Annotated in this window: 17 protein-coding genes and 1 tRNA gene; 12 read left to right on the forward strand and 6 right to left on the reverse strand. The window is 70.8% G+C overall.

Annotated elements, in window-relative coordinates; all coding sequences use genetic code 11:
* Nucleotides 1-456: hypothetical protein (locus KA217_03260; protein ID MBP7711470.1), on the forward strand; the 456-nt coding region annotated here is incomplete at its 5' end.
* Nucleotides 457-587: 131 nt separating this feature from the next.
* Here KA217_03260 and KA217_03265 read toward each other — a convergent pair.
* Nucleotides 588-1,004 (reverse strand): hypothetical protein, encoded by a 417-nt coding sequence (locus KA217_03265; GenBank protein MBP7711471.1) that lies wholly within the window; start codon nucleotides 1,002-1,004, stop codon nucleotides 588-590.
* On the opposite strand from KA217_03265, the gene pbpG reads away from it, so the two are divergent.
* On the forward strand, nucleotides 997-1,917 hold the full coding sequence (pbpG, locus tag KA217_03270) for a D-alanyl-D-alanine endopeptidase (protein MBP7711472.1): 921 nt from the start codon (nucleotides 997-999) through the stop codon (nucleotides 1,915-1,917). The two genes, KA217_03265 and pbpG, sit on opposite strands and share 8 nt — an antisense overlap.
* Before the next feature lie 72 nt (nucleotides 1,918-1,989).
* Here pbpG and KA217_03275 read toward each other — a convergent pair whose 3' ends face one another.
* Nucleotides 1,990-4,179: a carboxy terminal-processing peptidase gene (locus KA217_03275; GenBank protein ID MBP7711473.1), complete on the reverse strand. Its 2,190-nt coding sequence runs from the start codon at nucleotides 4,177-4,179 to the stop codon at nucleotides 1,990-1,992.
* 93 nt (nucleotides 4,180-4,272) lie between these two features.
* Nucleotides 4,273-7,962, reverse strand: coding sequence for a methionine synthase (gene metH, locus KA217_03280; GenBank protein ID MBP7711474.1), 3,690 nt, complete (start codon nucleotides 7,960-7,962; stop codon nucleotides 4,273-4,275).
* 243 nt (nucleotides 7,963-8,205) lie between these two features.
* On the opposite strand from metH, the gene KA217_03285 reads away from it, so the two are divergent.
* From KA217_03285 to mtgA, 4 genes are all read left to right on the forward strand, one after another.
* Complete coding sequence (locus KA217_03285; GenBank protein ID MBP7711475.1) at nucleotides 8,206-8,958, forward strand: Crp/Fnr family transcriptional regulator; 753 nt, start codon at nucleotides 8,206-8,208, stop codon at nucleotides 8,956-8,958.
* Nucleotides 8,959-8,999: 41 nt separating this feature from the next.
* Nucleotides 9,000-9,431 (forward strand): hypothetical protein, encoded by a 432-nt coding sequence (locus tag KA217_03290; GenBank protein MBP7711476.1) that lies wholly within the window; start codon nucleotides 9,000-9,002, stop codon nucleotides 9,429-9,431.
* A gap of 194 nt (nucleotides 9,432-9,625) precedes the next feature.
* Nucleotides 9,626-10,657, forward strand: coding sequence for a c-type cytochrome (locus KA217_03295; GenBank protein MBP7711477.1), 1,032 nt, complete (start codon nucleotides 9,626-9,628; stop codon nucleotides 10,655-10,657).
* A 120-nt stretch (nucleotides 10,658-10,777) separates the two neighbouring features.
* Complete coding sequence (gene mtgA / locus KA217_03300; protein ID MBP7711478.1) at nucleotides 10,778-11,473, forward strand: monofunctional biosynthetic peptidoglycan transglycosylase; 696 nt, start codon at nucleotides 10,778-10,780, stop codon at nucleotides 11,471-11,473.
* A 56-nt stretch (nucleotides 11,474-11,529) separates the two neighbouring features.
* Here mtgA and KA217_03305 read toward each other — a convergent pair.
* The 3 genes from KA217_03305 to KA217_03315 all read right to left on the reverse strand — a co-directional run bounded on the left by KA217_03305 (nucleotide 11,530) and on the right by KA217_03315 (nucleotide 12,941).
* Nucleotides 11,530-11,621: transfer RNA gene (locus KA217_03305), tRNA-Ser, on the reverse strand.
* A 77-nt stretch (nucleotides 11,622-11,698) separates the two neighbouring features.
* Nucleotides 11,699-12,190 carry a L,D-transpeptidase gene (locus KA217_03310; protein MBP7711479.1) on the reverse strand — a complete coding sequence of 164 codons (492 nt, stop codon included), beginning with the start codon at nucleotides 12,188-12,190 and terminating at the stop codon, nucleotides 11,699-11,701.
* Between the two features lie 589 nt (nucleotides 12,191-12,779).
* On the reverse strand, nucleotides 12,780-12,941 hold the full coding sequence (locus KA217_03315; GenBank protein MBP7711480.1) for a hypothetical protein: 162 nt from the start codon (nucleotides 12,939-12,941) through the stop codon (nucleotides 12,780-12,782).
* A gap of 209 nt (nucleotides 12,942-13,150) precedes the next feature.
* Between KA217_03315 and KA217_03320 the strand changes: the two genes are divergently transcribed.
* The 6 genes from KA217_03320 (at nucleotide 13,151) to prsT (ending at nucleotide 22,489) form a co-directional block, all read left to right on the forward strand.
* Complete coding sequence (locus tag KA217_03320; GenBank protein MBP7711481.1) at nucleotides 13,151-14,689, forward strand: sigma-54-dependent Fis family transcriptional regulator; 1,539 nt, start codon at nucleotides 13,151-13,153, stop codon at nucleotides 14,687-14,689.
* Complete coding sequence (galE, locus tag KA217_03325; GenBank protein ID MBP7711482.1) at nucleotides 14,686-15,687, forward strand: UDP-glucose 4-epimerase GalE; 1,002 nt, start codon at nucleotides 14,686-14,688, stop codon at nucleotides 15,685-15,687. The genes KA217_03320 and galE overlap by 4 nt, the downstream gene beginning before the upstream one ends.
* Before the next feature lie 215 nt (nucleotides 15,688-15,902).
* Nucleotides 15,903-16,895, forward strand: coding sequence for a hypothetical protein (locus tag KA217_03330; GenBank protein ID MBP7711483.1), 993 nt, complete (start codon nucleotides 15,903-15,905; stop codon nucleotides 16,893-16,895).
* Nucleotides 16,896-17,302: 407 nt separating this feature from the next.
* Entirely contained in the window at nucleotides 17,303-18,091 is a 789-nt protein-coding gene (locus KA217_03335; GenBank protein ID MBP7711484.1) for a matrixin family metalloprotease, read from the forward strand.
* Between the two features lie 433 nt (nucleotides 18,092-18,524).
* Nucleotides 18,525-19,469: a PEP-CTERM sorting domain-containing protein gene (locus KA217_03340; protein ID MBP7711485.1), complete on the forward strand. Its 945-nt coding sequence runs from the start codon at nucleotides 18,525-18,527 to the stop codon at nucleotides 19,467-19,469.
* A gap of 239 nt (nucleotides 19,470-19,708) precedes the next feature.
* On the forward strand, nucleotides 19,709-22,489 hold the full coding sequence (gene prsT / locus KA217_03345) for a PEP-CTERM system TPR-repeat protein PrsT (GenBank protein MBP7711486.1): 2,781 nt from the start codon (nucleotides 19,709-19,711) through the stop codon (nucleotides 22,487-22,489).
* Nucleotides 22,490-22,516 lie beyond the last annotated feature (27 nt).

The raw sequence follows: 22,516 nt of genomic DNA on the forward strand, positions 1-22,516 counted from the left end.
CCCGTGACCCGCCTCGGCCCGCCACGGGAACAGCTGGGAGCCAAGGTGCCCGTGCCGCCGGCGCCGCCCCCTGCGGCCCCCAGCCCCCCTCCCACACCCGCGCCGGTCACCCCGCCGGCACCGCCCCCCGCGCTGGCACCGGCCCCCGCGCTGGCACCGCCCCCCGCGCTGGCACCGGCCTCCACACCCTTCGTCCTGGGGACCGACCTCCAGCAAACGGTACTCGCGGCAGCGCGGGCCGCGGGTGTCCCACCCGAGGACTGGGTCTCCCAGGCCTCCCGTGCCCTCGAGGCGGATCGCCGAGCCCCGCAGGGGGCCGTCAGCTACGACGAGGTCGTCGTCTACACGCTGCGGGAGATGAACCAGCGCATTGCCCACCTCGAGCGCCGGGGTCTCGCCGCCCGCTGGGGCGCCCTGCGCGCATGGTTCCGCGACCTGCTCGAGCTCCGTTGGTGATCCGGGTGAAGGCGGTGCCGCCGCGTCCGCTAACCTGACGATGGGCCGAGCGACGCGCCGCCGAGGGACTGGACCGCTGGCGTTCCTGGCTCAATACTTAAGGGGCGTGATGAGGGTGCGCGCATAACCCTCTATACTTTCGAAGTCTGGCCGGCGTGGTTCACCAGACAGCGGGTGCAACGGAGGGACACGAACGTGCGAACGGTGGCAACCATTCTGAGCATGCTCCTTCTCGCCAGCACGCCGGCTCTGGGCGCGCCGGCGACCGGCAAGGTCTCCTCCCCGAACAAGGCGACGGCCGTGCGCCCGGCGAACAACCGCGCCGCGGCCCAGACCCGGACCGTCGCAGCCGCACCCGCCAAAGCCGCACCCGCCAAAGCCGCGGCGGCCAGAAGCACGCCGGCCAAGGCTACCGGCGCCAAGGCATCGTCCACCAGGGCCACGGCCACCCGCGCGACACCGAGGAAGACTCCCACCGCCGTCGCCCGTACCAGTCCCCGGACTGCCTCAGGCTCCCGGTCGGCGCCACCACGGGTGGCGGTGAACAAGTCGCGCCGCAACGCCCCCGCGCTCACACGGGCCTCTTCTCCCCGCGGGCGAGCCGCCCTCTGCCTGGCACACCGGCCCACGCACGAACCCGCGCTCTCCTCACCGGCCGAGTCGAGTCCGGAGCACCTGCACCTGGCCTCCGGCTCGGCGCTCATCGTCGATCAGCGGCAGAACGCCGTGCTCTACGAGAAGAACAGCGAGACACGGCTGCCCATCGCCTCGATCACCAAGCTGATGACCGCGATGGTGGTGCTCGACGCCCGCCTGCCGTTGGAAGAGACCCTCGAGGTGACCGAGGAGGACGTGGACTGGCTGAAGGGGTCGCGCTCCCGGCTCCCCCTGGGCACCCAACTGAGCCGCCACGAACTGCTCTACCTGGCCCTCGTCTCTTCGGACAACCGGGCCGCTTCGGCCCTCGGGCGCACCTACCCCGGAGGCAAGCCCGCGTTCGTTGCGGCCATGAACCGCAAGGCCCGGGCCCTCGACATGGTGGACAGCCGCTTCGAGGATCCGACGGGCCTGAACCCGGGGAACACGTCCACGGCCCAGGACCTCGTGCGGATGGTGAAGGCCGCCTACGCGTATCCCACCATCCGTCAAGTGACCACTACCCCCCAGTACACCCTGGCACTTCCCCAGGACTCGGGGAGCCTGGAGTTCCGCAACACGAACCGCCTGGTGCGGGCGGAGGACTGGGACATCGGCCTGAGCAAGACCGGCTACATCAACGAGGCGGGGCGTTGCCTCGTGATGCAGGCGGACATCGCGGAACGGCCCCTGCTGATCGTGCTGTTGAACGGAGACGGCCGATACACCCCGTTCGCCGACGTGGTCCGGCTGCGGGACTGGCTGCAGCGCCGGCAGCACATCTCTGCAGTCCCGAGCACCGCGACGACACGCTCGCTCGGCTGAGAACCTCGGCCGCTCCGGGGTCCCTCCGCGACGACGCCCTTCGCGACGGCCTGCCCTCCCTCTGAGTCCGCGTCAGAGTCCGGGGATGTCCGCGCAGGGCCCGGAGACGCAGGCCGCCGCCAGCCCCCCCTCGCCGCCACCCACGGTCCGCAGTTGGGGCGAGGACCGGGCCAGGTCCACCATGTCCGCAAGGATGTGCGCAGTCTCGCTGAGCCAGACGTCCTCTTCGGGGCTCTTCGCAGCCGAGGCGTCCGTGTCCACCTCTTCTCTCTCCTTGCGGGGCGCGAGGCCGCGCGCCAGGCGGAACTGGTTTTCCCGCTCGTAGCTCGCCCGCCGCTCCGCCTCCCGCTCGGCGCGGCGGCGGTTCTCCGCGAGTGAGGTCGTGGAACGGTTGGACCCGGCCAGCTGCGCCGCACCCTCTTCGAGCAGCCAGCGGAAGCCCGGGTCGACCCCCACCCGCAACTGATGGCGGGCGCGCAGGGTCGGTAACAGGGGCAGCAGGTCACCAGCGGCCCGATAGCGCGCCGCTTCCACCTTCGCCCAGGGGATGGCGTTGTCGAACGAGCGCTCACCGTCCGTCGACGGGTCGGAGGCGGTCGGGAGCGTCAGGTCGGGCACCACGCCCCGGTGCTGGGTGCTGCTGCCGTTGACCCGGAAGAACTGCGCCACCGTGGCCTTGAGCTGCCCCAGGTCGCCGGCTGCCCCGCGGGCGAGCCGGGAGAGGTCGATCAGGCTCTGGACGGTGCCTTTGCCAAACGTCGGTTCCCCTACGACGAGGGCGCGACCGTAGTCCTGCAGGGCGGCGGCGACGATCTCCGAGGCCGAGGCGCTCTCCCGGTCGACCAGCACCATCAGCGGTCCCGCGTAGGCGACGGTGTCATCCCCGTCCTCCAGGACCTGGACCTTGCCGGTCGCGTCACGGATCTGCACCACAGGACCCGTGGGGATGAACAGCCCGCTCAACTCGACCGCCTCGCTGAGCGCTCCCCCTCCGTCCCCCCGCAGGTCGAGCACGACACCGTCCACCCCCTCCCTCTCCAGCTCCGCGAGGAGCCGCGCGACGTCACGGGCGGTGCTCCGGTAGTCGGTCTCGCCCCGGGCCCGCGCGGCGGCGTCCAGATAGAAGGTCGGGATGCTGACCACCCCGATGCGCCGCGGCGCCCCGTGCAGTCCAAAGACCTCGATGACGGAGCGTTTGGCCGCCTGCTCCTCCAGACGCACCCGGTCGCGGGTGAGCGTCACGAGCTTGCGGGGCCCACCGTCCGGGGCACCCTTCGACAACACCTCGAGCCGCACCGTCGAGCCCTTCGGCCCGCGGATCAGCTCGACCACGTCGTCCAGGCGCCAACCGACCACGTCGACCAGCAGGCCGTCCGGCCCCTGCCCCACCGCCGTGACGCGGTCCTGGGCCTGCAACTGGCCGCTCAGGCTGGCCGGTCCGCCGGGGATGATGCGCTGGACGACGGTGTATTCGTCCTCGCCCTGCAGCGCCGCCCCGATACCCTCGAGGGACAGGCTCAACTGGATCTGAAAGTTCTCCGAGTTGCGCGGGGAGAGATACGCGGTGTGTGGCTCGATGCTGCCCGCGTAGGCGTTCATGAAGATCTGGAACACGTCCTCCGCGTTGAACTGCTCCGCCCTGCGCACAAGGGCCTCGTAACGGCGCCTGAGCGTGCGCTCGGCCTCCTTCTGGGTCCGCCCCGCCAGCATGAGATTGAGCACGTCGTTCTTCACGCGCTGACGCCAGACCTCGTCGAGCTCCTTGCGGTCCCGCGGCCACGGGGCATTCTTGCGGTCGATCCGGAAATCCTCGTCCCGGGTGAAATCGAAGGGCCCGTCGAGCAACGCAAGCGCCTGACGCGCGCGCTCGCCGAGCCGCGCCCGATAGACCGCGAAGATCTGATACGCGGCATCCAGGCGGGCCTGGCGCAACGCGTCGTCCAGCTTGTCCCGGTACCGGGACATGCGGGCGACGTCCTCCGCCAGGAGATAACTGCGATTCGGGTCCAGGTTCTCCAGATACCTCTCGAACACGCGGGTCGAGAACGCGTCGTCGAGGCTCACGTTCAGGTAATGCTGCTTGTCGATGATGCGGGTGATGAGACCGGTGGCCTTCACCTGACTCGCCGTCGGGGCGAGCGCAGGGAGGTCGGCCCACGCGGGCGAGAGGGCGAGAACCGCGAGCGCGACGCCGCCGCCCAGCAGGGCCCACCGCCGCACGGACCCGGCCCCGCCGGGGGTCAAGATGGGAAGACTCTGCATGCCTGTACCGGACCGCACGGACCGCTCCCCGGGGGGTGCCTGCCGGGCTCCCCCGCCCTCCTCATGCGACAGTCGGCCGCGCCAGGAGTTTCCTTACGTTGGGTCATAGGCGAGGTTCGGGGCGAGCCAACGCTCCACGGCAGCCACCGTCATGCCCTTGCGCCGAGCATAGTCCTCGACCTGGTCGCGGTCGATCCGTCCCACGGCGAAGTAGCGGGCCTGGGGGTGGGAGAAGTAGAAGCCGCTCACCGAGGCCGCGGGCATCATCGCCCGCGTCTCCGTCAGCCGGATCCCCGTGACCGCTTCCACGTCGAGGAGCTCCCACAGGAGGTCCTTCTCCGTGTGGTCGGGGCACGCGGGGTAGCCGGGGGCGGGCCGGATGCCCTGGTACTCCTCGCGGACCAGGGCATCGCCGTCCAGGCGCTCCCCGGGGGCGTACCCCCAGAACTCCCGGCGGACCCGCTCGTGCAGGCGCTCGGCGAAGGCCTCCGCCAGGCGGTCGGCGAGCGCCTTCAACAGGATGGACCGGTAGTCGTCGTGTGCCGCCTCGAACTCCGCGAGCTTGCCCTCGATGCCCTGTCCCGCCGTCACCGCGAAGGCCCCGATCCAGTCGGCGAGCCCCGTCTCTACCGGTGCGACGAAGTCGGCCAGACACTGATTGGGCTTGCCGTCGGGACGCACGGCCTGCTGGCGCAGGTGGTGCAGGGTGAGGAGCACGCCCCCACGGCCCTCGTCCCCGTAGACCTCGAGATCATCGCCGAGGGCGTTCGCCGGGAAGATCCCCACCACGGCGCGCGCCTCGAGCCAGCCCTCGGCCACGATCCGCGCCAGCATCTCCCGGGCGTCGGCGTAGAGGGTGCGCGCCTCGCCACCCACCACGGGGTCCTCGAGGATCGCGGGGAAGCTCCCGAGCAGCTCCCAAGCCTTGAAGAACGGCGTCCAGTCGATGTACGGCACCAGCTCGGCCAGCGGATAGCGCAGGAAGGTCCGCACCCCCGGCTGACGGGGCGCGGGCGGCAGGTAGCCCACCCAGTCGATGCGCGTGCGGTTGGCCCGGGCGGCCGCGAGCGGGAGGCCCGCGGCCTGCTGCCTGCGAGCGGCGTGCTGCTCGCGTTTGGCCGCGTAGTCGGACTTCACCCGCTCCACGTAGGCACCCCGCTGCTCCCGGCTCAGCACACTCTGGGCGACACCGACCGCGCGCGAGGCGTCCTTCACGTAGATGACGGGACCGGCGTACTGGGGGTCGATCTTGACGGCAGTGTGCATCGCCGAGGTCGTCGCCCCACCGATCAGGAGCGGCACCGTGAAGCCCTGGCGCTGCATCTCGCGCGCCACGTGGACCATCTCGTCCAGCGAGGGGGTGATGAGGCCCGACAGGCCGATGACGTCGGCCCCACGCTGCCGGGCGGCGTCGAGGATGACCTGGGCCGGCACCATCACGCCGAGGTCGATCACCTCGAAGTTGTTGCACTGCAGGACGACGCCCACGATGTTCTTGCCGATGTCGTGGACGTCCCCCTTGACCGTCGCCATCAGGATCCGGCCGGCCACGCGGGATCCCTGGGATTGCTCCGCCTCGATGAAGGGCACCAGATGGGCCACCGCCTTCTTCATCACGCGGGCGCTCTTCACCACCTGGGGCAGGAACATCTTCCCCGCGCCGAAGAGATCGCCCACCGTGCTCATGCCGCTCATGAGCGGCCCCTCGATGACGGCCAGCGGGCTCGGCAGGCTCTGGCGCGCCTCCTCGGCGTCCTCGACCACCCACTGATCGATGCCCTGCACGAGCGCGTGCTCGATGCGCTTTTCCACGGGCCAGGCCCGCCAGCTGAGGTCGGCCTCCCGGGTAGCGCCCCCCCCCTCTCCTCGGTAGCGCCCGGCCACCTCGAGCAGGCGCTCGGTGGCGTCCGCGCGCCGGTTCAACACCACGTCCTCCACGCGCTCGCGCAGCTCCTCCGGGAGCTCCGCGTAGACCGCCAGTTGGCCGGCGTTGACGATCCCCATGTCCATGCCCGCCTGGACGGCGTGGTAGAGGAACACGGCGTGGATGGCCTCGCGCACCGCGTCGTTGCCCCGGAAGGCGAAGGAGACGTTGGAAACGCCCCCGGAGACGAGGGCGTGGGGCAGGGTCGCCTTGATCCGGCGCGTCGCCTCGATGAAAGCGACCCCGTAGCCGTTGTGCTCCTCGATCCCCGTGGCGACCGCGAAGATGTTCGGGTCGAAGATGATGTCTTCGGGCGGGAAGCCCACCTGCTCCGTGAGGATGCGGTAGGCCCGGCTGCAGATGCCGACCTTGCGCTCCAGGGTGTCCGCCTGCCCCGCCTCGTCGAAGGCCATAACGACGACCGCCGCGCCGTAACGGCGGGCGAGACGCGCCTGCCGCACGAAGGGCTCCTCGCCCTCCTTCAGGCTGATGGAGTTGACGATCCCCTTGCCCTGGAGGCACTTCAGCCCTGCCTCCAGCACCGACCAGCGGGAGGAGTCGATCATCACCGGGACACGGGCGATCGCCGGTTCGGACGCGATCTGGTGGAGGAACCGGACCATCGCCTCGCGGCCGTCCAGCATTCCCTCGTCCATGTTCACGTCGATGACCTGGGCGCCGTTCTCCACCTGCTGGCGCGCCACGTCCACCGCCCCCTCGAAGTCCCCCGCGAGCACCAGGCGCTTGAAGGCCGCCGAGCCGGTCACGTTGGTGCGCTCGCCCACGTTGACGAAGAGCGACTCCGGACCGACGTTGAGCGCCTCGAGGCCCGCGAGCCGGCAGCGCTTCGGCACCTCCGGGACCCAGCGCGGCGGATAGGGGGCCACGGCCCGGGCGATCGCGGCGATATGCTCGGGCGTGGTCCCGCAGCAGCCACCGACCACGTTCAGGAACCCTTCCCGGGCCCAGTCCCCGATCTCACGGGCCATCCCCTCCGGGGTGTCGTCGTACTCGCCGAAGGCGTTCGGCAGACCCGCGTTCGGGTGCGCGGAGACCCGGGTGTCGGCGACCCGCGCGAGCTCCTCCACATGCGCGCGCAGCTCGCGCGCCCCGAGGGCGCAGTTCAGCCCGATGGTGAAGGGCCGCGTGTGCGCGAGGGAGCTCCAGAACGCTTCGACCGTCTGCCCCGAGAGCGTGCGGCCGCTCGCGTCGGTGATCGTGCCGGAGATCATGAGCGGCACGTCGAGCCCGCGCTCCTCCAGGACTTCGGCCACCGCGAAGGCCGCGGCCTTCGCGTTGAGCGTGTCGAAGACCGTCTCGATCAGCAGCAGGTCCGCTCCCCCGTCGAGAAGACCGCGCACGGCCTCGCGATAGGCCGTTGCCAGATCGTCGAAGGTGACGTTGCGGAAGCCGGGGTTGTTGACGTCCGGCGAGATGGAGGCGGTGCGGTTGGTCGGGCCGAGCACTCCCGCCACGAAGCGAGGCTTCCGGGGATCCCGGGCGGTCGCCGCGTCGGCGGCCTCGCGGGCCAGCCGGGCGCCGGCGGCGTTCAGCTCGTAGACGATGGACTCCAGCCGGTAGTCCGCCTGCGAGATGGACGTCGCGTTGAAGGTATTGGTCTCGAGGATATCCGCCCCGGCGTCCAGGTAGGCCGAGTGGATCTCCCGGATCACCTCGGGCCGGGTCAGGCAGAGCAGGTCGTTGTTGCCCTTCAGGTCCGAGGGATGCTCGGAGAAGCGTGAGCCCCGGAAGTCCGCCTCGCCGAGCCGGTAGCGCTGGATCATGGTGCCCATGGCGCCGTCCAACAGGAGGATCCGCTCCCGGGCGAGCGCCTCGATGCGTTGGCGGAGATCAGCCATGAATCAGATTGCCCGGCGTGGCTGCGCCCACCGGCCTGCCCGCTGCCTGTCGACCATGGAATTTGCCCGTGGAAACAGGCCGGGAGGAACCCCGGCCCCTGGGATGGCATTGTAGCGGAGGGGCCTGACCACCGAAACGGAAACATCCCCACCCGAACCTTGTCCCCGGAGGGCCGTGCAAGTATCCTCAGTGTTGCGGCGTCGTCCGCGGCTTCGTCTCGACCCCTGGCGGACAGACCTTCCATGGCGGGCACCCCCACGGCAAACCCCACCCCCTGCGCCGAGTGTCCCATTCGGCGGCTGGCGCTCTTCGAGCCCCTGTCGAACGGTCTGCTCGAGTTGATGCAGAAGCACCGCCTCGAGCAGCGCGACATCCCGGCTGGCTCCCTGATCTACCCCCAGGATGCCCGGCTGGACGAGAGCTTCACGGTCTTCCAGGGCTGGGTGATGCTGCACCGCACCCTGAGCGACGGCCGCCGTCAGGTGCTCCGCTTCGCCCTGCCGGGAGACTTCATCGGGTTCCAGCCGGACCCCGAGAGTCCGGTCCTGCATTCGGCCCAGGCCCTCACGGCGGTGCGGGTCTGCGTGTTCCGTCAGGACTCGCTGATGGAAATGTTCCGTGAGCACCCGATGCTCGCCATCCAGATGGCGTGGATCGCCTCGCGGGACGAGGCGCTGGCCCACGACCACATGACGAGCCTCGGCCGGCGTCCGGCCAAGGAGCGCATCGCCCACCTCTTCCTGGAGATCCAGCAGCGGCTGGCCGCCCGGGGACCCGTGGACGAGCGCGCAGGGATCCCGGTGCCGCTGAAGCAGGAACACATCGCCGACGCCCTTGGCCTCACCACCATCCACGTCAACCGGACGTTGCGGACCCTGCGCGAGGCCGGCATGGTGGTCCTCCGGGGCGGGATACTCCGGATCCAGAACCGCGCGGCCCTGATCGAGATGACGGGCTTTCGCCCGGACTCGTTCAGCCGGCGGCCCATCCTCTGACCGGACGGCATTCCGCAAGCCCCCGCTGACCGAGACGGCCGATGGGCAACGCCTGGAATTGGGTCACTGACAACGGCGTGCTGCTGGGGGCGCTCGGTGCGCTCTCGGTCCTCTCCCTCATCGCCACGCTGGTCCTCCTGCCCGTGCTGGTGGTCCGCATCCCCCCCGAGTACTTCCGCCATCGGCACCGGGTGCGCGACTACGCGCAGGAGGGGCGCCCCCTCGTGCACCACACGCTCGTCGTACTGAAGAACGTGCTCGGGGTCGCCCTGGTCCTCGCCGGGGTCAGCATGCTCCTGCTCCCAGGGCAGGGGCTCCTGACCCTGCTGATCGGCCTGATGCTCACCGACTTCCCGGGCAAGTACGGACTGGAGAAGCGGCTCGTGCGCCAGCCCGGGGTCCTGAAGGCCGTCAACTGGCTGCGCGCCAGGGCCAGCCACCCTCCCGTCCTCGCCCCACTCGACGGCAACTGAGCGAAGGCCCCCGCCTCAGCGGCACCCTTTGGTGGCCCTGTTGCCGGGCCAGCGCCTTGACTTCCGTCAACGGGGTGTCGCCTGAAGGGATTGCACCCGTATAGTGTGTACCGTTGCCCCGTCGTCGGGTCCAGCCGGCACGCGCGTATCTGTCCGGCTCTCCCGCAAACCCGTGCCCACTCGAGGAGAGCCCCATGAAGCGCCCCGTGCTCGTCCCGTTGGCCGCCACTCTGCTGGCCGTTTCCGCAGCCTCGTCCGCCTACGAGTGGCAGGCCCTGCCGGACAAGGCCCCCGCGCCGGCCGACAACCCCCCGACCGCGAAGAAGCTCGAGCTCGGCAAACAGCTCTTCTTCGACCCCCGCTTCTCCTCGACCGGGACCGTCTCCTGCAACTCCTGCCACAACCTGATGACGGGCGGTGACGACAGCCGGTCGACTTCCATGGGAGTGCACGGCCTCGCCGGCCCGCGCAACGCCCCCACGGTCTGGAACTCCGCCTTCCACTCGGTCCAGTTCTGGGACGGGCGCGCGGCCACCCTGGAAGAGCAGGCCAAGGGGCCGGTGGTCGCAGGCGTCGAGATGGGGATGAACTCTCTCGACGATGCCCTCGCCCGCGTCCGGCAGATCCCGGGCTACGTGACGCAGTTCAAGGCCGTCTTCGGGGGCGACGACCCGGTCAACGCCGACAACGCGGCCAAGGCAGTCGGCGCCTACGAGCGCACGCTGATCACCCCGGGCAGCCCCTATGACCGCTACGTGAAGGGCAACGCCTCGGCCCTGACCCCGCAGCAGGTACGGGGGATGAAGACCTTCGACGAGCTCGGCTGCACCGCCTGCCACCGCGGGCCCGCCTTCAACGGTCCCGAGATGCCCGGCGGCAAGGGATTCTTCATCTCCTTCCCCTTCCACACCTCGGAATACGTGAAGATGTATGACCTGCGGGACGACGAAGGCCGCTTCCTCGTCACCAAGAACGAGGCCGACCACCACAAGTTCCGCGTGCCCACCCTGCGCAACATCGCCCTCACCGCCCCCTATTTCCACAATGGGAAGGTGAAGACGTTGGAAGAGGCGGTGCGGGTCATGGCGCCCTCCCAGCTCAACAAGAAGCTGCTGGACGAGCAGGCGCAGGACGTGGCCGCGTTCCTGGACGCGCTGACCGGCCCCTTCCCGGAGCAGACGATGCCCCGTCTGCCCCCGACGATCGGGTACACGATCCTCGACTGACGATCCTGCCGGCGGGAGAAGGGCTCGTCCCTCTCCCGCCCCTCCCCGCAATCACCCGACCCCTGGTGCGCGCGAGGCCTTGCGCGCCGGGCGGCGTATCCCCAGGACCCGGAGAGGACCTTGCGCACATCGGCGCTCCGGCGGCTCGGTCGAGCGGCAGCAGCGACCACCCTCGCGGTGCTGGGCGCCAGCGTCGCGCTGGTGCTCCTCCTGCGCTGGGTGGACCCGCCGGTCTCCGCGTTCATGCTGCCCGATCTCTTCGCCGGGAAGGGCGGCGGCGTGGTCGCGCACCGTTGGGTCCCGCTCGAGCGCATGCCGGAGCACCTGCTCCTCGCCGTCATCGCCGCGGAGGACCAGCGCTTCGCGCACCACCACGGCTTCGACCTGCGGGAGATCCGAGACGCAATCGAGGAGCGGGCCGCGGGGCAGCGCGTGCGGGGGGCCAGCACCATCTCCCAACAGGTGGCGAAGAACCTCTTCCTCTGGCGCGACCGGAGCTGGGTGCGCAAGGGCCTGGAGGCCTGGCTCACCGCGCTGATCGAGCTCGCCTGGCCGAAGCGCCGGATCCTGGAGATGTACCTGAACTTCGCCCAGTTCGGGCCCCGCACCTACGGCGCCTCGGCCGCGGCCGAGCGCTCCTTCCGCAAGCCGGTCCGCGACCTGACCCCGCAGGAGAGTGCCCGGCTGGCGGCGGTGCTGCCGAACCCGCAGGCGTTCGACGCGGCGGCACCCTCGCCTCGGGTCCGCGCCCGGGCCGACTGGGTCGAGCGCCAGATGGGGCAGCTCGGGGCGTTCTACCTGAACGCGATCCTGTAGGACCCGAGCCCGAGGGTTCCTTCGAAGCGCAGGAGGCCACTCGGTTGGAGACTTTCTGGCGGAGAGGGTGGGATTCGAACCCACGGACCCCTGCGAGGGGGTCACTCGATTTCGAGTCGAGCCCGTTCGGCCACTCCGGCACCTCTCCAGAACGCGTAAGGATACGGTGTCCCCGGGGCGGACGCCAAGACTCACGCGTGCGCCGGCCGTCCCCTGCTCGGCCCCCTACCCCCGGATGAGCACCCGGGTGCCCGGGGAGGCCGCATCGAAGACCTCCAGGAGGTCGCGGTTGCGCATGCGCACGCAGCCGCGCGAGCCGGGCACGCCCATGGGGACACCGTCCGGCGTGCCGTGGATGTAGATGAAGCGCCGGAAACTGTCCACGTCCCCCAGCCGGTTGCGGCCTGGCTCCAGGCCGCTCAGCCAGAGGATCCGGGTGAGGATCCAGTCCCGCCCCGGGAACTCCCGGGCAAGGGCCTCGGAGTAGACCTCGCCGGTCGGCCGTCTGCGCACGAAGACGGTGTTCAGGGGCGCACCGGCGCCGATCCGAGCCCGCACCTGGTGCCACCCGCGCGGCGTGCGACCGCTGCCCAGGGTCTCTCCGGGGCCGTTGCGGGCGGTGGAGACAGGGTACTCCGCCAGCAGCGCACCGTCGCGCCAGTGGCGCAGGCGCTGGTCCTGGATCGACACCTCGAGCACGTTCCCGGGAAGGTCCATCGACGAGCCACCACCGGCCGCGGCGCGGCCTGCGCACCCCCATCGTACCCGGCGCGGGGCTCGCCCCGGAAGCGGCGACCCGGCGAGGGTCTCTTCGGTTGACGAAACCGGGCGGGCACGCGTAACCGGCTGGGCAAGGGGCGATCTCCGCCCGCGCTCTGCTACACTCCCGATCGGCCTCAAAGGGCCGCCGCGCGGGCGATGCCGGTTCCGAAGATGGGCGCCGAAGACTCCTTCTCGCTGCCTCCCACCTCGGGTGCCCTGCCGCGCCCGGGGCACGGCGGCGGGAGGGCGCTCGCGACGCTGACCTCGCGGCGGGCTCCCGCCTGGCCGACACGGGCTCGTGCGCTCCCGGTACCCAGCCTGGACGAGGGACCCCTGCGGGGAGAGGTCCTCGCGCGTCCCCGGACTCTCGAGGGGGGAGTGGACGACTACCTGGCGTTGGGAGGGCTTCTACCCCCGAGGCTCCTGCCCCGTTCGCTCTTCGTCGACCTGTTTGCCTGAGGCGGCCGGCGCCTGCCGGCGTCCCCTCGAAGGTGGCCCCCGGGGCGCCCCTCGTCCGGCAGGTCGGGTCTCGACTCCCAGCAGGTCAGTTTTCGACTCCCGTCAGGAACGGCAGCATCAGCCACGCGATCGTGAGCGCCGCCAGGTGGTCGCCGAAGCCCGGCACGCCCAGTTGGTCGGCGAAGGCGCCGAACCCGCCTTGCGCCGCCACGACACACGCCAGTGCGAGCAGGAGGAACCGGATCATGGGCGTCTCGAGCGCGTGGGATGAGTGACCCCCTTCGGCAAGGCAACCTTCGTGCCCGCCCTGTCTCCCTCCGCCGATTTGCCAAGCCCAGGGGCGTTTCCGGCCCGTCGCCGCCACCCGGGGCTACCGGCCGCGGGTCCTGCTTGGACCTCGCGAGGGCTAAAGCGTCAACGCGCGTTGACGCTGAAGGTAACGGAGTTGCCACCGCCATGCCCGATCGCCTCCCCGCCCCCGCCGACCTGCACCAGCGCCTCGCCGCCCTGCGCGCGCGCCTCGAGCACGTCAGCCGCGGCTGGGCGGAGGGCAGCTACGAGGCCCTGATCAGAGTTCTGGTGGAGCTCCTCCCCGCCGCCCTCGACAGCGAGCGGGCCACGGTGTTCGTCGCCGAGCCGGGTGAGACCCCCATCTGGGCCAAGATCGGCACCGGGATCCGGGAGCGCCAGATCGAGGCCCCGCGCGCCGAGAGCGTCGTCGGGCAGACCGTCACCTCCGGACGGCCGGTCGTGGAGAACCGGCCGAGCCGCTCGGGCGGCTTCCACCGGGAGACGGATTCCCGCACCGGTTTCGAGACCCGCAACCTCGCCTGCGTCCCCATCCCGAGCCCCTCAGGCCACGGGTTCATCGGTGCCGTCGAGGTGCTGAACCACCGGTCGGGCGGGTTCGGGGAGGCCGACGTGGCCCTCCTGGAGCGGGTCGCCGGGCAGCTCGGCGCGGCGGTGGAGAGCGTCCTTGTGAACCGGGAGATCCGCGCCGTCGGCGCGGGGCTCGACCAGGAGGTCCAGCGCCTGCGCAGCAACTACCTCGGCGACGTGCCGCTGGTGGCGGAGAGCCCCGCGATGCGCTCGGTGATCCAGATGGTGCGCACGCTGGCCACGACCCCCGTGAACGTCCTCGTCCAGGGCGAGAACGGCACCGGCAAGGAGGTGGTCGCCCGGCTCCTGCACGACCTCGGCGAGCGGCGCGAACGCCCCTTCGTCGCCGTCAACTGCGCCTCGATCCCGGAGACGCTGATGGAGAGCGAATTCTTCGGCTTCGAGCGCGGCGCCTTCACCGGTGCGGTGGCGAGCCGCGGGGGGCGATTCGAGGAGGCCGCGGGCGGCACCCTGTTCCTGGACGAGGTCGCCGACCTGCCCCTCTCCATCCAGCCCAAGTTCCTGCGCGCGATCCAGGAGGGCGAAGGGACGCGCCTCGGCAGCGGGCAGGTCCGCCGCTACGACTTCCGGGTCATCAGCGCGAGCAACCGCGACCTGCGGGCGGCGGTCGCCCGCGGGGCGTTCCGCGAGGACCTCTTCTACCGGCTGTTTGCGGTCGAGGTCCGAGTGCCGCCCCTGCGCGAGCGGCCCGAGGACGTGGCGGAGCTGACCCGGGCCTTCCTGGTGGACACCGCCCGGCGCTTCGGACGCCCCCAGCTCACCCTCAGCCCCGAGGTGCTGGCCCTTTTCGAGGCCTACCCCTGGCCCGGGAACGTCCGCCAGCTCAAGCGCGAGGTGGAGCGCCTGGTGGCGCTGACCCCGCCGGGGGAGCCCCTCGGGCTGGAGCGCTGCTCGGAGGAGCTGCGCCACTGGCCAGGAGTGCCCGCCGTGGCCGAGGGGAACGGACTGAATCTGCCCCGGCAGGTCGAGGCCCTGGAATCCGAGCTCATCCGGCGCGCCCTCGCCGCGAGCGGCGGCCAGCGCACCCGGGCCGCGGCACTGCTGGGCATCACGCGACAGGGGCTGCACAAGAAACTGCGAAGGAGAGAGGCATGACCCGAAACATCCTGCAGACGGGCGGCGCCGGCTACATCGGCAGCCACGTGACGCGCCAGCTCGCCGAGCTCGGCCACCGGGTGGTGGTGCTCGACAACCTCTCGAAGGGGTTTCGCGAGGCGGTGCTCGGCGCGGAGCTCGTCGTCGGCGACACCGGGGACCGGGCACTCGTCAGCCGGCTGCTGCGCGAGCACGCCATCGACTCCGTCCTGCACTTCGCGGCCCACACCATCGTCCCGGAGTCCGTGGAGAAACCGCTCAAGTACTACGGCAACAACACCTGCAACACCCGCAGCCTGCTGGAGTGCTGCGCGGAGGCGGGCGTCCGCCACTTCATCTTCTCCTCGACTGCCGCGGTCTACGGGATCCCCGAGCACATGCCGGCCACCGAGGACTCACCCACGGCGCCGATCAACCCCTACGGCATGTCGAAGCTGATGAGCGAGCACATGCTCCGGGACCTCTCCCTCGCGACCCCCCTGCGGCACGTGATCCTGCGCTACTTCAACGTCGCCGGAAGCGACCCGGGCGGGCGGATCGGTCAGTCGACCCCCGAAGCGACGCTGCTCGTGAAGGTCGCCTGCGAGCACGCGGTCGGCAAGCGCCCGTCGGTCTCCATCTTCGGCACCGACTACCCCACCCCGGACGGCACCGGCGTGCGCGATTACATCCACGTGGAGGACCTCGCCTCCGCGCACGTGAAGGCGCTCGATTACCTCGCCGGTGGCGGCGAGTCGGTCACCCTCAACTGCGGCTACGGCCACGGCTACAGCGTACGCGAGGTGCTGGACGCGGTCGCGCGCGTGCACGGCGCCCCCCTTCACGTCATCGAGCAGCCCCGGCGCGCGGGCGATCCGCCGAGCCTCGTCGCCGGGGCCTCTCGCGTGCGCGAGGTCCTCGGCTGGACCCCCCGCTACGACGACCTGGAGGTCATCGTGCGCACCTCCCTGCAGTGGGAGCGTGCGCCCCGGTACGGGACTCCATCCGCAAGGCCCTAGCTTCACCCGCCCCCCTCCGACCCTCGCGCCACACCTCCCACCCGCAGTGGGCGGAAGGGAAGGCGTGCCTTGACTTGTCGGCAGGTTTTACAGTGTTCGCTGTCCGCCTTCGTGGGCCCCGATCCAAGCCCCTGATCACAAATAAAGTGTGACGAAGGGCGCAAAAATTGCTTCATTTGTGGACGAGGTCACAATAAAAAGATCGGGAGGAGGACATGGCGAGCGTCACCGCTCGGCAGGTTGTTTTGTCCCTGATTCTGGTCGCTTCGACACCGTGCGCCAGCGGCATCACCATCGACATCCAGTTCGTCGGCGACGCGGTGTCGGCCGGTTTCTTCACACCGGAGCGCGAGAGCGTCATCCAGGCCGCAGGCACCTACGTCGGGTCCCGGCTGAGTGACAGGCTTGCCGCCATCCACCCCGTCGGGGAAGAGTCGTTTCTCGGGTCGACCTTCTACCCCGGCACCGGCAAAGGCAGCGCACGGATTTCCAGCGTCCCCGCGGACACGCTGGTGGTCTTCGTCGGCGCCAACGATGCCTTTGGCGCAAGCACGCTCGCGGTGGGTAGTCCCGGGGGTACGAGCGCATCGGGCGATGAGGCGTTCGTCAGCCTGGCCCGAAATCGAGGCCAAGGTCCGGGCACCGACTTCGGCCCTTGGGGCGGCAGCATCGCCTTCAACCCCGGGTTCAACTGGTACGCCGACCCGGACCCGTCGACGGTCGAGTCGTTCTCCGGGTGGGACCTGTTCTCCACCGCCATCCACGAGCTCGGCCACCTGCTCGGCTACGGCACAGCAACGTCCTGGTCGAACCAGGTCGTCGACCAAGTCGTCGACAAGGTCGTCACGGGCGCGAACGCCCGGTCGGCCTTCGGCGGCCCGGTGCCCCTGGCCGACCGCTGGCACTGGGCGAGCGGTCTGCAAAGCCTGGCGCTCGGCGGCTCGCAGGAAGCCGCCATGGACCCCACCCTCTCGGCCGGCACGCGCAAGTACTTCACGGAACTGGACTGGGCGGGCTTGGCCGACGTCGGCTGGGAGGTCGTTCCCGGCGCGGCCCTCTCGAGCGAGACGGCCTTCGCGTCGGCCTCCATCCCCGCCGCGCCGGCCGCGTCGATGACCCCCACGCCGCTACCGGCGTCGGTCGTGCTCCTCGGAACGGCACTCGTACTGACCGCGGGTCTGCGCAGGCGAGCGCAGCCACCCCCCTGAGTCACCGCAAAGGCCACCGACGCCCCTCGGGCGGACGCGGACGGACTGTCGGGGCTTCGCGGGGCTTACGCTCCAATCATCCTTGCTGCCCGCCTGACGCGGACGGGCGCGGTACGGAAAGGACCGCCGTCGCGACTCGCCCCGGAGGGTCCAACACATCCTGGACGGTCGCTCGCGTGATCGCGGCCCTGCCGTACAGCGGGCGGATCACCCAGGTTCTCCTGCCGCCGCTGTCGGTGCGCCTTACACACCGGCGTGTGAGACTCGCCCCACACGGTTGGAACCCCCTGAAACCACTGTCCTACCCGCAGGATGGCGTGAGTCTTGCTGTGCGCCGACCCGATTGGGAGGCACCCGGCACGGCCACGGGGCGCCGCAGACCGAGTCCGTCATCCGGGGATACGCTGATGCATCCGACCAGCCGACACGCCGCGCGCTTGGCCTTCCTTGCCGCCACTCTGGTAACCGCCGAAGCTCCGGCGTACTCGCTCAGCCAGTCTGCGCCGGGGAAGTGGGGCGACCCCGCCTTCGGCACCGGGGCCGTCATCAGCTACAGCTTGATGGGGGCAGGGCTCGATACCGGTTCCGGTCGGACGAGCGTCGACTTCTCCACGTTTATGCCGGGGGGGTTCGAGGACGACATCCGCAGCGCCTTCGCGGCTTGGTCGGCGGTGGCCAACCTCGGCTTCGTGGAGGCGCTGGACCCCGGCGTGGGCGCCTACAATATCGGCGCGGATGCGGTCAACATCCGCATCAGCGGGGTCGACTACGGGCCCACCGACATCCTGGCGGACGCATTCTTCCCACCGAGCTTCGGCGGCTCCGGCGCCGGCGACCTCCACTTCAACAGCCAGGTGGACTGGCGGCTCAACTCGGACGCCGGGACGGGGATCAGCGTCTATCTGGTCGCGGTGCACGAGATTGGACATGCCCTTGGACTGCACCACCCGGGCTGCGGCAGCTCGCCCGCCTGCCCTGACCTGGGCCCCTACGGGAGTGACCCGCTCACCTCGCGCCTGATGTCACCCACCTACAATGTGAGCCTCATCGGTCCGCAACGCGACGACATCGCCGGAATCCAGCACCTCTACGGGCCGCCGACGGGGGCAGTGCCGGTACCCGGGAGCCTTGTCCTGTTTGCCAGCACGCTCGGTTTCCTGGCCGGTGCGCGTCGCCGCCAGCGACTCCCCCGGTGAGGGAAGAGGCCCCCTGACCGGATTGCCAGCCGGTCGGCCACTCCAGCTTGCTCACGGCACAGAATCAGCGCGCTATCGCTTCGCGAACGCCTGACGCGCCGCCGAGGGGGTGGAGTGATCAGGAAGCCCTCGAAGGGCTCTGACCCAGCGCGGATAGGGCGCGCGCCCCCTTCCCCCTGCGGGGCCGCCGGCGGGGTGGGCCGGCGCTGGTCAACTCCATGCTGCGCGAGCCACGGGTAGGCACCGTCCTGGTGCTCGCGTCGAGCGCCCCGGCGCGATGGAGAAGACCACCCGCCGAGCTGCCTTTTTTCAGCCACGAATGCCGCCCGTCCTGAGTGTGACGTGCGTCACGCCGACCGTCGGGCGGCGTTACAGTCCACGGACCGGAGAGACCAAAAAGACACCCAACGCACTGCAATAGCTATTTTTTTGGATGTGGCACAGCACGTGCTTCAGTGGCACCAGACACCCGAACCTGGCTACCAAGGAGCACCCCGTGAAGACCCACCTCCGCCTCTGCGCCCTCGCCGTCGGCCTCCTGGGGCTGGCTACTGCCTCTCCTGCCCGGGCAAATCCCGACGCGACCATTTTTGACACCTACTGGGGAGCGGATGACCACGGCTGGGGCGACGTGATCGGCGACGCTGGCAGGTTCAACATTGGAAAAGCCGAGGTCACGCTTGCGGGAACCTGGCTGACGGTGGACATCTACACTGCCTTCGCCACCCAAGCGGGCGTTTGGTTTACTGGCTACACACGGAATCCGGAATCGCATACGAATGACCAGAAAGGCATCGGCTACGGGGATCTCTTCCTGGCAGAGTCCTGGACCCCGCATGCGGAAGGGGCAAGCGGCCAAAACGGGGATTACCCGACCTACAACAAGGACGACAGCACCAACGGCACCCTTTGGACCTATGCGATCTCGATCGGTGACGGTCTGCGCTGGGGCGGAAAAACGACCACGAGGACAGCGGTCACGCTCTACCAACTCAGGGGGACCAACGACGAAAACGCCTACCTGAGTGACGATTATCTCTTCAACGCGACCTGGCGCAACAAACAGGTGGTCGCGGTCGATACCGTGGATAACTCCAAGGTTGAGCGGCTATCCAACAACGCGTTCTTCACGGTTCAGTCTGATTTCTTGCGATTCGAGCTCGACCTGGCCGGAACGTCGCTCGCCGGAAAGGACCAGTTGGCGCTGCACTGGGGCCAGACCTGTGCCAACGACGTGATCGAGGGTCGGGCCCTGAACCTTCCCAAGCAACGCGTCCCCGAGCCCACCACCCTGGCGCTGCTCGGCCTCGGCCTCGCCGGCATCGGTTACGCGCGCCGCGAAAAGGGCCGCGAGAAAGCGTTTCGCGCGCCGCGATAGGGCGCGCCGCCAGGCCCCGTAGCGGGCCTCGGGAACAGGGCGGCCTCCGGGCCGCCCTTTCCTCGTTGCGGGGGACCCCGCCAACGGGTCACTCCCCGTAACCACCCTCTCTCGGGTGTATCCTCTGCCCCGCCGGACGCTATCCATTCGGATGGGGCCGGCTTGCGCCGGCCGCCCAGCCACGTCAGTGGGGTCCCGTCGGCGTCTGCTGACGCCCCCCCGCACAGCGAGAGAGACCGATGCCGCGCACCCCGAGCCTACGCCAGAGCCTCGCCCTCCCCGTCCTGTTCGCCATCGCCCTGCCCGCCTGCGACGCGGGTCCCACGGCGGCCGAGCACGTCGACCGCGCCCGGGCCTTCGTGGACAAGCGGGATCTCAGCGCTTCGGTCATCGAGCTGAAGAACGCCCTGCAGAAGGAGCCGGAGAACGCCCAGGCGCGCCTGCTGCTCGGCAGGGTCTACCTGGACCTCGGCGACGGCGCCGGAGCCGAGAAAGAGCTGGCGCGCGCCGGGCGGCTCGGCGCCTCGGACCCTGAGCTGCCCCTCACGCTCGCCCGCGCCCTGCTGCTGGAACGCAAGTACCAGGAGGCCCTGGACCAACTGGCGAAGGCACCGGCCGACCCACCCTCGGCGCGGGTGCTGGTCCTGCAGGGCGAGGCGCATCTCGGCCTCGGGCAGCGGGAGGAGGCCCGCGCCGCCTTCAACCGGGCGCTGGAGGCCGAGCCCGGCCTCACCGCCGCGCGGCTGGGTCTCGCCAGCCTCGCCCTCGCCGAGGGCCGCACGGAGGATGCGCAGAAGCAGGTGACCCTGGCCCTGGAGAAGAGCCCCGACGACCTCCGGTCCCTGCTGCTGCGCGGTGAGCTGCTGCTGGCACGCCGCGATCTGGAGGGCGCCGAGGCGGCCTTCGCGAAGGCCCTCGAGGTGGGCGGAGAGCGCAACACGTCCGCCCGTCTCGCCCTCGCCCGCGCCAAGCTCGCCCGGGGGGACCTGGATGGGGCCTCGGCGCAGGTGGAGCAGGTACGCAAGCAGTCGCCCCAGGAGCCGCTCGCCAACTACCTCCGGGGGGCCATCGCCTACCAGCGCAAGGACATGAGCGGGGCCCAGGAAGCCCTGCGCGACGTGCTGCGGGTCGTCCCCGATCACCTGCCGAGCCTCCTGCTGCTCGGCACGGTGGACTACGCCGAGGGCCGGCTGGAACAGGCCGAGGAGCACCTCTCCCACTACAGCGCCGCGGTCCCGGACCACATGGCCTCGCGCAAGCTCCTGGCGGCGGTGCGGCTCGCCCGCAACGAGCCCGACCGGGCCCTCGAGGCGCTCGCCCCGGCCGCGAAACAGGCCGCCGGGGACCCGCAACTCCTGGCGCTCCTCGGCACGGCCCACCTGCGCAAGGGTGACGCTGCCCGGGCGGAGGAGTACCTCACCCAGGCGAGCCAGCTGGCGCCCGACGTCGCGGCCATCCGCACCCAGCTCGCCCTGACCCACCTGGCCACCGGCGAGGCCAAGGAGGCCGTGGCCGAGCTGCAGTCGGCGGTCGACCTCGGCGCCGGCACGGGGCAGGCCGAGGTCCTGCTCGTGCTGACCCACCTGCGCCAGGGCCAGACCGACGAGGCCCTGGCGGCGGCCCGCAGGCTCGCCGAGCGCCAGCCCGAGAACCCCCTGGCCCACAATCTCGTCGGCGCGGCCTACCTCGCGAAGCAGGACACGCCGAGCGCCCGGGCCGCCTTCGAGCAGGCCCTGAAGGTCTCGGCGGCCTTCGCGCCGGCCGCCCTCAACCTGGCTCAGCTGGACGTGCGCGAGGGCAAACGCGACGCTGCCCGCGCCCGTTACGAGTCGGTGCTCTCCCGCGACGAGCACAACGTACAGGCGCTGGTCGGCCTCGGCCGGCTGGCCGGCGAGGCGAACGACGGGCCGCGGGCGGTGGAGCTCCTGGAGCGAGCGCGCCAGCACCACCCGAACGCCCTGGAGCCCCGGCTGATGCTCGCCGCCTACTATCTCGACAACGGCCCTCTCGCGAAGGCGGTCGAGGTGACGCAGGAGGCGGTCAAGCTCGCCCCCGAGAACACCGTCGCGCTGGGGCTGCAGGGCCAGACCGAGCTGCTCTCGGGCCACCCGGCCGATGCGGCGCGCACCTTCGCTGCCCTGGTGGCGAAGGGCGTGAAGACCCCCGACCTGCACGCGCGCCTCGCTGCCGCGCAGTTCGCGACCGGCAAGCGGGAGGAGGCTCGCGCCTCGTTCTCCCGCGCGCTCGAGCTCTCCGAGGGCAAGCACGCGGGGGCCCTCCTGGGGCTCGGGCGCCTGGACATCGCCGCAGGGAAGCCGGAGGCGGCCCGGGAGCGCGTCGATCGGCTGAAGGCCCTCTACCCCGCGTCCCCTGCGGGCCCGGGCCTCGAGGGGGACATGCTGTTCGCCGCCCGGCAACCGGTCGAGGCCGCGGCAGCCTACCAGGACGCCCTGGCCAAGGGAGGCGGCGCGGACGTGGTGCTGAAGCTGTCCCAGGCCCGCCGGGCCGAGGGCGACGAGGCCGGCGGCCTGCAGGCGATGCGCGACTGGCTCGCCCAGCACGCCCAGGACGGCGCGGTGCGCCTGGCGCTCGCGAGCACCCTCCAGGCCTCGGGCCAGCGGGATGCGGCGGCGAAGGAGTACGAGCTCCTGGTCTCGCAGCAGCCCAAGAACGCCGTCGCCCTGAACAACCTGGCCTGGCTCTATTTCGAATCGAAGGACCCGCGGGCGGCGGACCTCGCGCAACGCGCCCTCGCCGAGGCCCCGGAGAACCCCGCCATCCTGGACACCGTCGGCTGGATCCGGGTGCAGCAGGGCCAGGTGGAACAGGGCGTGCAGCTCCTGCGCCAGGCGGCGGAGAAGGCCCCGCGGGAGGCGGAGATCCGGTATCACCTGGGGGCTGCGCTGGCCCGCTCGGGCGACATGGCTCGCGCGCGCCAGGAGCTGGAGGCGGCGGTTGCGGGCGCCGGCGAGGCAGCCTGGAAGACGGAAGCGAAGCGGCTGCTGGACCTCCTGCCCTAGCGGCGCACGCGGAGGCGCGCCGGCCCG

This window comes from Gammaproteobacteria bacterium (assembly GCA_017999615.1).
Taxonomy (GTDB): domain Bacteria; phylum Pseudomonadota; class Gammaproteobacteria; order JAABTG01; family JAABTG01; genus JAGNLM01.